This window comes from Umezawaea beigongshangensis, from assembly GCF_016464305.1.
Lineage (GTDB): Bacteria > Actinomycetota > Actinomycetes > Mycobacteriales > Pseudonocardiaceae > Umezawaea_A > Umezawaea_A beigongshangensis.
The window spans coordinates 333134-348110 of the sequence record NZ_JAEIOJ010000007.1; the positions used below are offsets into that span (position 1 = coordinate 333134).

Annotated in this window: 11 protein-coding genes, 1 tRNA gene and 1 other RNA gene; 6 read left to right on the forward strand and 7 right to left on the reverse strand. The window is 69.3% G+C overall.

The window, feature by feature from the left end; translation table 11 throughout:
- Positions 1-329 precede the first annotated feature (329 nt).
- Genes IMZ35_RS19520 through IMZ35_RS19530 form a run of 3 tightly spaced genes read left to right on the forward strand, consistent with a single transcriptional unit; the run spans position 330 to position 4287 of the window.
- Positions 330-2426: a helix-turn-helix domain-containing protein gene (locus tag IMZ35_RS19520; protein ID WP_199442545.1), complete on the forward strand. Its 2097-nt coding sequence runs from the start codon at positions 330-332 to the stop codon at positions 2424-2426.
- A complete protein-coding gene (locus tag IMZ35_RS19525) occupies positions 2423-3403 on the forward strand; it encodes a hypothetical protein (RefSeq protein WP_199442546.1) in 981 nt (326 codons plus the stop codon). Before IMZ35_RS19520 ends, IMZ35_RS19525 begins: the two co-directional genes overlap by 4 nt.
- Complete coding sequence (locus IMZ35_RS19530) at positions 3400-4287, forward strand: DUF6339 family protein (RefSeq protein ID WP_199442547.1); 888 nt, start codon at positions 3400-3402, stop codon at positions 4285-4287. The genes IMZ35_RS19525 and IMZ35_RS19530 overlap by 4 nt, the downstream gene beginning before the upstream one ends.
- Positions 4288-4304: 17 nt before the next feature.
- Here IMZ35_RS19530 and IMZ35_RS19535 read toward each other — a convergent pair whose 3' ends face one another.
- Both IMZ35_RS19535 and IMZ35_RS19540 read right to left on the reverse strand, forming a co-directional pair.
- A complete protein-coding gene (locus IMZ35_RS19535) occupies positions 4305-5414 on the reverse strand; it encodes a DNA cytosine methyltransferase (protein ID WP_199442548.1) in 1110 nt (369 codons plus the stop codon).
- 36 nt (positions 5415-5450) lie between these two features.
- Complete coding sequence (locus IMZ35_RS19540) at positions 5451-6446, reverse strand: DNA cytosine methyltransferase (protein WP_199442549.1); 996 nt, start codon at positions 6444-6446, stop codon at positions 5451-5453.
- 546 nt (positions 6447-6992) lie between these two features.
- Here IMZ35_RS19540 and IMZ35_RS19545 point away from each other — a divergent pair.
- A complete protein-coding gene (locus IMZ35_RS19545) occupies positions 6993-7481 on the forward strand; it encodes an Imm1 family immunity protein (RefSeq protein WP_199442550.1) in 489 nt (162 codons plus the stop codon).
- Between the two features lie 290 nt (positions 7482-7771).
- Here the strand turns inward: IMZ35_RS19545 and IMZ35_RS19550 are convergent.
- The 4 genes from IMZ35_RS19550 to IMZ35_RS19565 form a co-directional block, all read right to left on the reverse strand.
- Positions 7772-7844: transfer RNA gene (locus IMZ35_RS19550), tRNA-Ala, on the reverse strand.
- A gap of 142 nt (positions 7845-7986) precedes the next feature.
- The gene (locus tag IMZ35_RS19555) at positions 7987-8787 is read right to left on the reverse strand and encodes a DsbA family protein (protein ID WP_199442551.1); all 801 of its coding nucleotides are present in this window, start codon (positions 8785-8787) and stop codon (positions 7987-7989) included.
- A gap of 82 nt (positions 8788-8869) precedes the next feature.
- Positions 8870-10186 (reverse strand): MFS transporter, encoded by a 1317-nt coding sequence (locus IMZ35_RS19560; RefSeq protein ID WP_199442552.1) that lies wholly within the window; start codon positions 10184-10186, stop codon positions 8870-8872.
- A gap of 63 nt (positions 10187-10249) precedes the next feature.
- The gene (locus IMZ35_RS19565) at positions 10250-11071 is read right to left on the reverse strand and encodes a GNAT family N-acetyltransferase (protein ID WP_199442553.1); all 822 of its coding nucleotides are present in this window, start codon (positions 11069-11071) and stop codon (positions 10250-10252) included.
- A gap of 56 nt (positions 11072-11127) precedes the next feature.
- On the opposite strand from IMZ35_RS19565, the gene hrpB reads away from it, so the two are divergent.
- A complete protein-coding gene (gene hrpB / locus IMZ35_RS19570; RefSeq protein WP_307868410.1) occupies positions 11128-13539 on the forward strand; it encodes an ATP-dependent helicase HrpB in 2412 nt (803 codons plus the stop codon).
- A gap of 31 nt (positions 13540-13570) precedes the next feature.
- Entirely contained in the window at positions 13571-14329 is a 759-nt protein-coding gene (locus IMZ35_RS19575) for an HD domain-containing protein (RefSeq protein ID WP_307868412.1), read from the forward strand.
- Positions 14330-14438: 109 nt separating this feature from the next.
- On the opposite strand, the gene ssrA is transcribed toward IMZ35_RS19575, so the two are convergent.
- Positions 14439-14812, reverse strand: a transfer-messenger RNA (tmRNA) gene (gene ssrA / locus IMZ35_RS19580).
- Positions 14813-14977: the final 165 nt, after the last annotated feature.

Sequence of the window (14977 nt, forward strand, 5' to 3'; positions counted from 1 at the left end):
AGTCCGAGCAGATCCGGTTCGAGCGAGCACGGCGCACAGCCGTCCGATCGGCGCGCGGTAAAACGCGTGTTCGGGCACGGCGAACTACGATCCGACCGCGGACCGCGCTGGATTCCGTTGTGGTGCGGCTGTCCCCGCAGATCCCTCCCGAGTGAGGCCGAAGCCTCAAGCCCTGTGCCGGAGTGGTGAGATTCGGTGTACCCGAACAGTCCGAGCCGACCGAAGTGATGTCAACCATAAATTGACATGAGATCAATGTCAATTTTCCCTGGTAGACTGGCCACAGCCCCCATCAGAGCCACGAAAACTACGGAAGGCGACAACAGCGGATGAGCGCGCAGCAGGGTGAGGCCTTCGGCCCCTGGCTCGGACGACAGCTACGCAGGGCAGCGAAGTCCCAAGCGGAGCTCGCCAAGCACCTGGGGCTCACCCGCGCCGCCGTTTCCGCGTGGATCACCGGGCGTGCCGAGCCGCGGGAGGAGGTCAAACGCCAGATCGCCGAGTTCCTGGGCATCGACGTGGCCTCTCTGCACAACCGCACCTCCGACGTGGTCGCCGTGCTTCCCCTCCGGTGGCACCACCGACCGGCACACGCGGACGGCGGACGTGAATACGGCAACGCCGCCGCCTTCGCGTTCAACGCGGACCTCTCCGTACTGGCCCGCGAGGCCACGCAGAACGCGCTCGACGAGCGTCACGATCCCACCAAGCCGGTCCGGGTCCACTACATGCTGCACGAGCTGACTGGCGAACACCTCGCCGCGTTCCTGGGCGCACTGCAGTGGGACGAACTGCGCAAGCACTACGACCAGGCCGCCGCCGCGAGCCAGAAAGTCTCCCGGAGCCTGCGAGCGGCGCTGGACGATCTGGACCGGACGAAGTCGCTGTTGTTGCTGAGGGTTGACGACTACAACGCCGCCGGCCTCACCGGCCCCGAGTACAGCGACGGCCGCTTCGCCGCCGTCGCCCGGCGGCAGCTCGACAGCCACAAGCAGTCCGCCAAGCGCGCGGGCGGGTCCTACGGCCTCGGCAAGGTCACGCTCTGGGCCGCCAGCCGCTTCGGCTTGGTGCTGATGAACTCGACGCTCTCGACTCCACATGAAGGCCGCACGGAACGTCGTGTCATCGGCAGACTCGATCTCCCATGGCGGACCGTGGACGGCGAGGCATATGCGGGCCCTGCCTGGTTCGGAGAGCCGGACACCTCGCCGGACCACAAGGACGTCTCAAGGTCGTGGTGGGCCGACGAGGAGACCGTCCGCCGGCTGCACCTCGAACGCCCCAACTCGGACACGGGCACGTCATTCCTCATCGTCGGCGCACACGACGCGTCCGGTGATGCGGAATCCCTCGAAGAGATGCACGAAAAGCTGGCTCGATCACTGGCTGACGGCTTCTGGGCCGCGATGATCGGCGGTGACCGGGCAGGCGCGCTGCTCGAAGCGCGCGTCACGACCCTGCGCAACGGTCGTGTGCTCGTACGCGAGCACCAGGTTGATCCGCACGACCGTCATCCGGCCTTGAGCAGGGCGCTCAAGGCGTACTTGGACAACGAGACCGTCATCGAGCGGACCGCCGGCGATCATGTAGCCCGTGCGGAGGTACCGCTGTTCGTCACCCCGCTCAAAGGGGGGAGCAAGGTGCCGGGCAAAGGCGTCAAGCACTCCGCCGTCATCCTGTTCACCCGCGCCGAGGACGAGGAGCGAGCCAACCGGGTGGTGTGCATGCGGGGCAACCGCATGACGATCGTGGAACGGCGCCCTCGCGACCTGCCGCTCGGCACGGACGCCTTCCAGGCGGTCCTGCTCGCCGGCTATGCCACCGAGGCGGAGGGGGAAGACGTCGAACTCGCCGAGCGATTCCTCCGCGCTTCCGAACCTCCCGAGCACGACGATTGGAACCGTACGGAGGAGCTGACCTCGCTCTACCAAAGAGGCGCGCTGTCCCGCATCAAGGAGTTCCACAACGAGATCGACCGCGCGGTGCGGGAACTCATCGGGCGACGCGAGGTCAGCAGGCGTGGTGGACCCGCTGTCCTCCAGGAGCTGTTGAAGCTGGATGCGGCAGGCACCACCGCGACGAGACGGTCACAAGGTGTCCCGACCGTCCGCAGTATGAACGCGCACCTGGACGACACCGGTGCCTGGCACGTCAGCGTTGACCTCAAGCTGCCCGACGCCGAGGATCCGTGGTTGCTCACACCGGTCGCCAAGTTCGACGTCCGGTCCGGCGGCCGTCCGGCGGTCGATTGGCACCTCCTCACCGGAGCCGAGAACTGCGGCATCGAGAACGGCAACCTGGTCATCGCGCCAGGCGTGCGTTCCGCTTCGTTCATCGGGATCACCGAGCCGGCCAGTCACCCCGTACGGGGGAGCCTGTCCCGGCTGGTCGTGGACGTCCAGAAGGCGCGTGGGGGTGCCACATGAAGGCTGCGTTTCCGTATCCCACGCTGTTCGGCAACGTGAGCCTCGACGTGACGGCGGTGACCGTGGACGGGGCGGAGCTGCCGTACTCGCACGTGTCGAAAGTCGAGCAGACGGTCGCGCTCCACCAGGCAGGTCGGGAGAAGTGGGACGTGACGACGCTGCATCTCACCGCCAAGCTTCCCGAGCAGGAGCTCTCCGCCGGCCCGTGGATCGATCCGGTCTGTCTGGCGGTGCTCACGGAGAAAGCCACCAACGCCCGGTCGACCACCCGCCTGGCCCCCGACCGCGACGGAACCTGGCGGGGACGCATCGATCTCGCCCAGGCCCGGCATCTGAACCGCGCCACACTCGCGCTGACGGTTATCGCAACGCTCGACGACATGCCGGGTCGCGTCATCGGCGCTGCGGAACGGCACTGGTTCGTCGATCTCAAGGCCACCACTCCTGTGCGCCAACGTGATATCGAAATCGTCGAGGTCGACTTCCGCGAAGGCCCGCACGAGGAACTCCGCCCATTCAAGGAGTCTCCGTGGGTAGTCGATACCACGGGTGAAATCCCGACCGTCTACCTGAACACCGGCGCGGTCGAAGGTCTGGTCGACGTTCTCCACAGCACGGGCGGCAGTCCGGAAGAGAAGATCCTGCGCGAGATGACCGCCAGCCAGATCGCCCAGGACGCGTGGACCGCCATGTTCCACACCGCCATCAGCGACCTCGATCTCGACGACGACAGCGCGCCGCAGATGCCATCAGGCTGGCGCGAGGCCGTGGTGCGGATGATGCTGCCCGATGTGCTGCCCGGACGCCAACTGACGGACGCCCTGTACGACATCAACGAACGCCGCACGAAGGGGTTCGGCTGGTCGGAACTTCAGACAAGCGTCCAGTACGCGGCGGGCAGGCGCAGTCAGCTGACCAAGAAGTTGACCAACGCCGTGCGTTCGATCTACCGACCGGACAGGAGCGGTGAACGATGAGCCCTCAGACGAATGTCGCCCACCCCTTCGAACTCGGACTGCTCCCGGACACCGCAGTCGCCAAGTTCCTCACCCGCGGCATGCAGTCCGGACAGGAGAACCCGCCGCTCGTCGCGCTGCGCAAGGCGTCCAGTCCGCTCCCGACATCCGAGGCGCGGTGGAGTGTCGAGCCGGTTCGAGTACTACTCGACGTCGCGATGGAACGCTTCGTCGAGAAGCCCGCGGAGGCCGACGGCTGGCTGGCCCCTCGTCTGCACGCCACCCTGCGGATGACTCGGGCCGAAGCCGCCGACAGTCGCATCTGGAACTTCCTCGCCATGGTCATAGCGCCGGACTACGTCGTCTGGCGGCACAAGGGCACCGAGATCGTCCAGACCTCTCGGTTCAGCGGTCCTCACTACACCCAGGCTTTTTCCCGGTTGTGGTGGGCAGCTGAACTCTTCCGCGACGGAGACGACTACCGCCCTGTCGAAGTCGCGTGCAGCGTCCAGGACGTCCTGAACACGACCATGCGCCTAGACGTCATCGACCACCGGCCGACCGCGATGGCGATCATTCGCGTGCTCGAACAGCTCAGGAACTCGAACGCCGCGCGTCTGGGTGACCGGGTGAACGCGTTGTCCGCTGCGGTGAACGCGGCGGGCAGCACGCTGTTGTACGACGCGCTGGCCCCGGACGACGCGGTCGATCATGACGCCGTGCACGACTGGATCTCGGAAGCCGCCAGCATCGCCCCGGTTCACTGGGACAGGCTTCCCGACGGGCCCGACGACGGCAAGATCAGCCGGCACGCGGTGAGCACCTTGGTGTCGTTGTTCCGGCAACTGCTCGATGACGCGCCGATCCGGCAGCGCAAGAAGGCTCCGATTTCCGCCGATGCGTGACTTCCGTGGACGAATGTTCAGACGGGAGTCGAAGGCAGCAGCGGCTGCTCGTCAAGCCCAGAATCCCACTTCGCCATGACCGCCGCGTCGACGTCCTCGGTCCGGAACGTGCGCCCCAGGGCAGCGGCGAGCACGTGAGCCGCGAGTCGCGGCGGAATGGCGTTGCCGACCTGCTGCGCGATCTCCTTGCCGGACCACGGGTAGTCGTCAGGAAAGGTCTGCAGCCGACCGGCTTCCGCTTCGGACAGGCGTTCGAGTTCACGCTTGGGCGAGTCACGTGAGTACAGCCGGTTCCGCGACACCTTGCCGGTGACCGTCGCGGAAGGCTCGTCGGACCTCCGCCTCCCCCGCGCCTTGGGATCACCGCCCGTGCCGTAGTTGGACACCACGACGAACGATTCGGGTCTCCGGAGCGTCTCGGCCATCGTCACCCACGGCTTGAGGTCGGCGTTCCCTTCGGAGCGGTCCCTGCCCTTGTAGTACCGACGATGTGTCGGTGTGGGCAGGACTGCTCTGCCGTTGCGGCGCGCGATGAGGATCGCCCGGCGGCGAGTCTGCGGCACTCCGAACTCCTCGGTGTGCAGGACGCCGCAGGCCACGTCGTAGTCCAGTCCTTCGAGGACCTTCGCGTACGCGTGCCAAACCGGCAGGACCGCGGGTACCTGTTCCAGCACAATGGCTTCGTATGCCATGTCCCACAGATGGGCTTCCAGTGCCCAACGCAACGGTTCCAGCACCAGGCCTGTGCGCTCGTCACCGTTGTCGTGCAACTGCTCAAGCTCCGAAGCGACGTCTTCGCCATCCGCCATGTGCTGGACGAAGTCGAGCACGCGGTCCAGTGCTCGGCGACCGGCACCGCCCCCGGCGACGGTGTACGTCTGGCACGGCGGACCACCTGCGAGCACAGTGGCGTCGGGGAAATCCTTCGGTCCGAAGGCTCGGACGTCGTCCTGCTTGGTGCGCAGGCCAGCAGCGCGCCTGGTCGCGCACGCGTTCTTGTCCCACTCGATCCCCTCGACGGCGACACCCAGCCAGTGCGCGGCGACATCGAGCCCACCCGGACCTGCGAACAGGTCCACCATATGGGTCTGCGCAGACGGGAACAGCTGCGGCTGCACAGGGGTCATGAAGCAGAGTTTATCCCGTGCCGGCTGCCACGATCATCAGGCTCGGCCGTATGTCAGGGCAGCACGAATCGCCTGCCCCAACGCCTCGGCCACCGGCGGCGGCGAAGCGTGCCCGACCTGCCGGTAACGGACGGTCTTTCCCCCCTCGAAGCGCCAGTCCGGCGGAAACCCTTGCAAGCGCGCGGCTTGCCCAACCGTCAGCTTGACCATGCCTTGTCGCCCGAGCTCCGGATTCCACTCGAAGTCGGCGTCCGGCACCTCGTCCGCGATCGTGGCACCGTCGACACCCATCCTCGCCCACGCCTTCTTCGACCCTGTCGGCCCGAGATCAGGACCACCTCGTTCCCAGGACCCCCCCACCAGTGTCGGGGCCAGCTTGTCAGCCTGGGCGGCCCATTCCGCCGCCTGCGCCCAGCCCCTCGCCTTCATCGACTCTTCCAGCGCGTCACCGACTGTCATCGGCGGCTCCATAACCGGAGAAGGTTGCTCGAAGACGTCCAGATAATCGCCTTTGAAGGCCACCAGAATTCCCTGCTCGCGATTCTGCGGGACCCTATGGTCAGCCGCGTTCACCACGAACCATTCGTACCGATAGCCAAGGTGGTCGAGCTCCTTGCAGACGTACTTGCGCATCGGCTCGTACGCATTCTTCGTGACGAGATCGGCCACGTTCTCGACGAGCAAGGCACGCGGCTGGACGCCGTACAGGAGCATGATCGTCGCTTTGAGCAATTCGAATTCGAGGTCACTTCCGCGAGGGCGATTGATCGCCGCTGTGGCCTTCACCCTCGGCAGACCAGCGGAAAGCAGATCTACGTCGTAGACCTGCCGATGCTCGGCGGGATCGAATTCGAGCAGGTCGGTTTGGAGTACGTCCCACCGCGGACGGTTTGCGCGCAGTGTGCGGCACACAACCTCACGGTTTTCCAGCAACAGGACGGGGTCGAACCCGGCCTGTTCTAGTCCGAGCGCGAGCCCTCCGGCGCCCGCACAGACATCGAGCGAGGAGAGTCGTTTCTCTGATTCCGCCATCTTCCGCGCCCCCTTGGCCCCACACACAGTGATCCAAGAATAACGTCAAACGATGTCGAATCAAGGCTGATCGACTACCTGCCCGCCCACAAGCTTGCACACGTCCGTGAGGCAGACCACCCGCCTGCGTTTCTGACTACTTGTCCCCGAGTGAAGTCCGGACGAGGAACCGGGTCCTCGCGGTCTGCGAGGCTGGCTCAGTTACGTGCGAGCCTGACCTTCCACGGGCTGCGGCACAGCCACAAGACCTGGATGATCGCCGACACCATCCCCGAGATCGCCCAGTCACTCCGACTCGGCCACATCCTCAAAGACCCCGTCCAACGCACCTACTCCCACGTCGCCCCGAAGTCACCAGCCGCCTGCTTCAGTGCATCCAAGACCGCTGGGACAAGGCCGTCGTCGACGTCGGTGACAGCACCTGGCGCAGGATGGCGTAGCTGATACGCGGTCTTCCTTCCTGGCGCTGATGTGACCTGTCAGGTGATCCTGCTCCCGCGCCAGCAGGTGCCACGATGAGGATGCCGTCAGAGAGGAGGCAAGCGCGTGGCCTCGCTCGACGTCTACTACTTCAGCGGCGACAACCGCGCCGACGAGCCTGTCACCGTGGACGATGACATCGCCTTGGACGATGTCATGACAGACATCCTGGCCAATCCACAACCGCACCCGACCGTGGTGTACGCCAGGGGCCGGCCGACGATCGGACCGGCGGAGTTGCCGGACCACCAGCTCAAGTTCGACCTCGACACCGAGCACCACATCGCCGCCGTCCACCTGTTCGGCCCAAGAGACTTCCTGCCGGCCGACATGCCAGGCGAGGCGGACGACACCACGGCATGGATCGCCCTGCCCCGACAGGCAGATGCCCGGATCCCCGGCGGCGTGACGCTCTACATCGACAGGGATACCCGCACCGAGTTCCCCCAGGAAGCTACTCTGCCGCTGGACCTGCTCCGCGAACTCCTGCACGAATTCATGCGAACCGGCAAACGCCTCACGTGCGTCGACTGGCAGCAGACCGACATCTTCTAGCGGCAACACGGCCCTACGCGCCCGTTGACGGCCCGTCTGGGACCGTTTGGGTGGTAACGCCGGGCTGGACATCGGCAGCCGCTACGACCACCGAGAAGTCGCTGGGCAGAACCACCCAGCCGGGGCACAGAGACCTGGAGCACAACGCTGACAACATTTCATGCGGAGCGACCGCCTGCTCCAGATTTGCTCCAGACCGGCAGCCGCAGTCCACAGTGGACACAAAAGCAAGATCGCCCGCCACCTGCATTACCGCAGGTGGCGGGCGATTCGTATGCTGTATTCGATTGTGGAGCTGAGGGGACTCGAACCCCTGACCCTCACACTGCCAGTGTGATGCGCTACCAGCTGCGCCACAGCCCCGTGCTCTACCTCTTCCACGTTCCCGGCTGGTCGTCCCCGCCGTTCTCGTGTGGTCATACCTTACAACACCACCCCGCTGAGACAAAAATCGGGGGTGTCCCTCGCGGCGACCGGTGGAACTCCGGGCGCCGCGAGGGAGGGGTCAGCCGGTGCTGCCGACCAGGTTCTTCAGCCAGTTCTCGTCGTTGACGTCGAGCACCCGGTCGCCGACGGAGATGCTCGGCGTGCCGCGGAAACCCTTCTGGCCGTTGCGGTCGACCTGGAGGTGCGGCGTGCTCTTCGCGTCGGCCAGCTCCTGCTGGGCCTCCGCCACGTGCTCGTCCCCGTTCACGCAGGAGGCGAACGCGTCGCCGGTGATGCCGAGGTCCGTGCCGAGCTTGATCAGCTCCTGCTTCGTGTAGCCCGCGTCGCCCTCCTCGGGCTGCTGGGCGTACAGGCTCTCGTGGTAGGCCGGGAACTTGCCCTCGTCGGCCGCGCACAGCGCCGCGTTGGCCGAGTCGGTGGAGTAGCCCTCGGGCGAGGAGTAGCTGTTCAGCATCGGCAGCGTGTGGTAGCGGACCCTCACGGTCCCCGCGTCGAGCTGCTCCTTGATCTGGTCGCCGTAGGTGCGCTCGAACTCACCGCAGAACGGGCAGAGGAAGTCCTCGTACACGTCGACCGTGACCTCGGCGCTCTCCTCGCCGACCACCACCACGCCACCGTCTCGTGTGGACGGTGCTGTGGTCACCGTCTTCCCGGCGACCGGGGTGAGGGTCGGCTCACCGCCGGAGTTCTTGCTCAGCACGACCCCGCCGATCACCGCGGCGGCGAGGACCACCACGGCCACGACACCGATGAGGACCTTCGTCCGGTCGTCGTTGCTCCCCCGAGCAGCGGCGACGGCCTTGGCCGCCTGCAAGTTCTGCTGCTTCTTCTTCCGCGCATTGCGCTCAGCGCCGCCCACGTGCGATGTCCTTCCCGGTGCTCCGCCACGTCCACACTACCGACGGAACCTGAGCAGACCCTGAGCCGATGCGCACTGATCATCACGCTTCTGGTTGACGCGGACGGCCGCCGACTCGCTCGCCCAGGGGCAGTTCAGGGCCCTCGTCCAGACAGCCGCACTCCTCCGCCATGTCCTCGGCGACGTGCTCGTCCTCTTGGCGCGGCAGGGTTTCCGGTGCGAACAGCCACACCACGAAGCTCACCGCGAGCATCACACCCGTCAGGGTGAACGCCGCTTGGAACGAGAGCTGGTCCGCGAGCAGTCCCGCGGCGAGCGGACCGATGATCGCGCCGAGGTCCGCCGCCATCTGGAAACCGGCCAGGACGGGGCCGCCCTTCGCCTTCGCGCCGATGACGTCGGCGACGGCGGCGTTCTGCGGCGGGTTGAGCAGTCCGGCGCCGATCCCGGCGACCAGCGAGGCGGCCAGGAACATCGGAATGCTCGTGGTGAAGCCGACCCAGATCGTGCCCGCAGCGGACACGGCGAGCCCGGCCAGGGCGAGGGGACGGCGGCCGATCGTGTCGGACAGCCGCCCGGAGACGATCAGCACGGCCGCGTTGCCGGAGGCGAAGACGGACAGCGCGATGCCGGCCATGCCGGGTCCGCCGTCGAGCGCCTGCCCGACGAACAGGGGGATGAGCGAGATCCGCACGCCGAAGACGGCCCAGCCGTTGGCGAAGCTGGACACCAGGGCGGCGCGGTAGGCGACGGACCGCAGCGCGGCGCGCACACCCATCGTGGGCTGGGTGTTGGCCGGGTCGACGGCGGCGAGCGTGGAGCGCCGCAGGAACCACCACACGAACAGCGCGGCGACGACGAGCGCGGCGGCGTAGACGACGAACGGCGCGACGATCGAGATCTCGACCAGGCCGGCGCCCACGATGGGGCCGGCGATGTTGCCGAGGAGGAAGCCGGTGGCCCACAGGCCGGAGGCGCGGCCGCGCAGGGGCGGCGGGGTGAGCCGGACGAGCAGGCCCACCGCGGCGACGGTGAACATCGTGGAGCCGATCCCGGCGAACGCGCGGAACGCGACGAGCTGCCAGTAGGCGGTGGCGAAGCCGCACGCGCCGGTGCCGACGGCCACGATGAGGATGCCGGTGATGTAGACGCGGGGCTCGCCGAGCTTGTTCACCAGTCGACCACTGGCCGGGGCGAACATCAGCCTGACCAGCGCGAACACGCTGACCACCGCGGAGACGGCCGTGCTGCCGACGCCGAAGCTGGAGGCGAACACGGGGAGCACGGGAGCGACGATGCCGAAGCCGATGGCGATGATGAAGCTGGCCACGACCAGCACCCACACCTCGGCCGGGAGCTTCTGCGGGGTTCTCCCGGTCGTGTCCGTCGTCCCACGCACGTGCTGCCTCCCGATGCCCGTTAGCCCTGCTAAGAATATGTCACGGGGGCAACCACGTTTCACTCAGTCGAGGAGTTCGTCGACCCTCCGCACGTAGGCGGTGACGGGGTAGGCGACGTCGAAGCCGCAGGACTCGGTGAACCTCTCCGCCGACCCTCCCTCGTCCACGTGGCCCGCCACGAGCAGCGCACCGGCCTCGTCCAGCGCGGCCACGACCCCGGTGACCAGTTCCGTTCCCACGCCGCGGCGGCGCCGGGCCGGTCGCACCACGACCTGCTCGACCAGTCCGACGCCGCGCTCGGCGAAGCCACCGGCGAACCCGGCGAGCCGATCGCCGTCGTCCACGACGAGCAGCACGCAGCGCGGGTCGTCCAGCCGCTGTCCCAGGTACCGCACCAGCCGGTCCTGCCCGCTGGTGCGCAGTCCCAGCTCGTCGCCCAGCAGCAGGGCGACGTCCTCCAGGTCGGTGTCGAGGGCGGGGCGCACGCGTGCCGGGGCCTCCGCGCCGCCCCGGTGCACGACGGCGACGGACTCCTCCACCGCGTACCACCCGGCGTCGTCGGCGATGCCCTCGATCTCGGCGACGGTCGTCGGCGACGCGTACACGACTGCCTCGGCGCGACCCACGTCGGCGAACGTCTGCTCCAGCCTCAGCAGGGTGCCCGCGACCTCGGCGGATGACCCGTAGAGCGCGCACGCGTGGTTGCCGCTGGGCAGCGGGTTGTCGCGGTTGACCACCACGTCGGCCGAGCCGACGCGGCCCACCTTGCCGTAGCGGACCGCGCCCGACCGCAGTCGTGTCGCCTCGATCAGCGCGGCCAGTTCCCTGGCGCGGTAGGTGTCGAGCAGGTCGGGATCGTCGGGGTCGCGCAGCGGATCAACCACGGCACCAGCCTGGCACGCGAGCGGACGGCCCACCGGTCGCGGCACACTGGCTCACCGTGCAGCCGCTCGATCTCCCCGTCCTGCCCGACCTGCCGGTCCGCGCCGTGCTCGGCGACGTCGTCTCCGCCCTGACCGGGCACGGGACGGCCGTGCTCGTCGCGCCTCCCGGTACGGGCAAGACCACGCTCGTACCGCTGGCGCTGGCCGCCGCCGGCGGCGGACGCGTCGTCGTCGCCGAGCCGCGTCGGCTCGCGGCCCGCGCCGCCGCGGCCCGCATGGCGTCCCTGCTGGGCGAGCAGGTGGGCGGGACCGTCGGCTACTCGGTGCGCGGCGACCGCAGGACGTCGAGGGACACCCGCGTCGAGGTCGTGACGTCGGGCCTGCTGGTGCGCCGGTTGCAGTCCGATCCCGAGCTGTCCGGGGTGGGCACGGTCCTGCTCGACGAGTGCCACGAGCGGCACCTGGACGCCGATCTGCTGCTGGCCCTGCTGCTGGACGCGCGGGAGGGGCTGCGTCCGGACCTGCGGTTGCTGGCGACGTCGGCGACGGTCGCCGCGGACCGGTTGGCCGACCTGCTCGGCGACGCGCCGGTGCTGCGCGCGGAGGCCAGGACGTTCCCCCTCGACGTGCGGTACGCGGCTCCGGCGCGCGGTGAGCGGATCGAGTCCCTGGTGACGCGGACGACCCGCCGAGCGCTGTCGGAGGTGGACGGTGACGTGCTGGTGTTCCTGCCGGGAGCGGCCGAGATCCACCGGGTGAGCGGGATGCTCGGCCTGGACGACGTCGACGTGCTGCCGCTGCACGGGCGGCTCGCGGCCGGGGCGCAGGACGACGCGCTGCGGGAGGGGCCGCGGCGGCGGGTGGTGCTGACGACCGCCATCGCCGAGTCCAGCCTCACCGTGCCGGGCGTCCGGGTCGTGGTGGACTCGGGGCTGTCGCGCGTGCCGAGGGTGGACCACCGGCGCGGCATGTCGGGCCTGGCGACGGTCCGCGTGTCGGCCGCGGTCGCCGACCAGCGTGCGGGCCGGGCCGGGCGCGAGGCTCCCGGCACGGTCTACCGGTGCTGGCCGGAGCACGAGCACGCGACGCTGCCCCGCTACCCGGAGCCGGAGATCCGCACCGCCGACCTGACGGCGCTGGCGCTGGAGCTGGCGTGCTGGGGCACACCGGACGGCAGCGGCCTGGGCTGGTGGGACGCGCCGCCGCCGGGCGCCCTGGCTGCGGGACGGGCCGTGCTGACGGCCCTGGGCGCGCTCGACGACGCCGGAAGCGCCACGCAGCGCGGTCGGCGGATGTCCGGGCTGGGTCTGCACCCGCGGCTCGCGCGGGCGCTGCTCGACGGCGCGGCACGGGTCGGCGCGCGCTCGGCGGCCGAGGTCGTGGCGCTGCTGGACGACGACACCCTGGCCGAGGGCGCCGAGGTGTCGGCCGCCCTGCGGGCGCTGCGGTCCGGTTCGGGCGACCGGACGCGGCGCTGGCAGCGGGAGACGCGCCGGTTGGCCGCGCTGGTCGACGGCGGTGGCCGAGGTCCGGCCGATCCCGCGCTCGTCGTGGCGCTGGCGCAGCCCGAGCGGCTGGCGCGCAGGAGGTCGGCGGGGTCACCGGTGTACCTGATGGCGGGCGGCACGGCGGTGGAGGTGGCGCCGGGCAGTGGACTCGGCGACGCGGAGTGGCTGGCCGTGGCGGTCGCCGACCGGCAGCCGGGTCGCAGCGACGGCCGGGTCAGGCTCGCCGCCCGCGCCGACGAGGAACTCGCCGTGAGCGCCGCCCCCGCCCTGCTGACCACGACGGACGAGGTCAGCTGGGCCGGGGACGTCGTGGCGCGGCGGGTCCGGCGGCTGGGCGCGATCCCGCTGTCCGACGAGCCGCTGCGCCACCCCGACGCCGCCGCGGTGCGCGCGGCGGTCGTGGCCGGGCTGCGCGCGGAGGGCACGGGTCTGCTGCGCTGGAACGACGACGCCCGGCGCTTGCGCGAACGGGTCTCCTTCCTGCACGACGCGCTGGGCGAGCCGTGGCCCGCCGTGGACGACGAGGCGCTGCTCGCGCGGGTGGACGAGTGGCTGGGCGACGCGCGCCGGCGTGCGGACCTGGCCCGCGTCGACGCCGGGCACGTGCTGCGGCAGCTGCTGCCGTGGCCGGAGGCGGGGCGGCTGGACGAGCTGGCGCCCGATCGGGTGGAGGTGCCGTCCGGTTCGCGGATCCGGCTCGACTACGCGGGCTCGGGCCCGGCGCTGCCGGTGAAGGTGCAGGAGGTGTTCGGCTGGACCGACACGCCGCGCATCGCGGGCGGACGCGTGCCGGTCGTGCTGCACCTGCTGTCCCCCGCCGGTCGGCCCACGGCGGTGACGGCCGACCTCGCGTCGTTCTGGCGCACGGGGTATCCGCTGGTCAGGTCCGAGCTGCGGGGCCGCTACCCCAAGCACCGCTGGCCCGAGGACCCGATGACGGCACCACCGGCCAAACGGTGACATCACGGACGGTGATGTGACGGAAGGTGACGTGACGGACGACGTCACGTGCTGGACGCTTCTCGTGGAGCGGGCGGAGCGCCCGTGCACGCGCGGCGGGAGCGGAGCAGCACCCGACCACGACGCTGGAGGTCCGGTGATCGACGAGGACTGGGACGGGGCGATCGCCGCACTGGGCGGCACGCCGACGGGCGGCGCGGACCTGGTGGCCCGCTACGCGGAACCGCACCGCCACCACCACACGGCGGACCACGTCCGAGCCGTGCTGACGGCGGCCGAGCGACCGGCCGCGAGCCTGCCCGCACAGGAACGGCACCTCCTCGCGCTGGCGATCTGCGCCCACGACGTGGTCTACGAGGGCGCGGCGGGCGAGGACGAGCGGGCGAGCGCGGCCTGGGCGGCCGAGACGCTGACGAGGGCGGGACTGGCGCGCGATCTGATCACGAGGGTCCAGACCCTGGTCCTGGCGACGATCACCCACGAACCGGAGGACGACCTGGAGGCGATCCTCCTGGACGCCGACCTGGCCGTCCTGGCGGCGGACGCCAGCACCTACGACGCCTACGCGAGAGCGGTCCGCCGGGAGTACGCGAGGTACGACGACGAGGCATGGGCCAGCGGCAGGGCGAGGGTCCTGCGAGCCCTCCTGACCAGACCCCGGATCTACACGAGGGCCGCTGAGCTGGAGCGGAGAGCACGTCACAACCTGCGAGCGGAACTGGCGACGCTGGCCCCCGGAGCACGAGCAGAGCCCGGCCCCGGCCTCGAACGCCCGGCCCGCGGTGCCTGAACGGTCAACTCGCGGTGCTCGAACGCTCAACTCGACGTGCTCGAACGCTCAACTCGCGGTTCCGGAACGACGAACGGCCCGTGCTCTTCGCGAGCGCGGGCCGTTCGTCGAGTGGAGGTGCCGGGAATCGAACCCGGGTCCTTCGCCGTTTCATCAGGGCTTCTCCGTGCGCAGTCCGCTATGCCTCTACTCGGCCCCCGCGATCACACGGACGAGTTCGCTGTGACGGGCCCAGTCACTGTGAGTTTCCCGACCACTCCCCGTGACCGGGAGTGGCGGTGAGCCTCCTAGCTGATGCCGGCGACCGGAACGGAGGCACTTCCGGGCCGACAGCGTTGCTCCTAGCCTCAGGCGGCGAGGGCGAACGCGCGCTGGTTATTAGCCTTGGCGCTTATTGGTTTGCGATGACGCTTGCGGTGGTCTCTCGCCTGCACCGGCACGCTTCCCCTGAGTCGACGCACAAAGTCGAAACCGTTCACCCCCGTGGTGTGTCCACTTGCTCTGCGCCCAGCATAACGCCTCCGTCGAGCGAGTTCACTCCCAGCGTCGCGGCGCGGGGTAGGGCTGCCCCCACCAGCGCCACGCTGGCTGACCTCATGGTCTCGGACGAGTGACGACGAGATGCTGGACGAGCACATCCGGCCACAC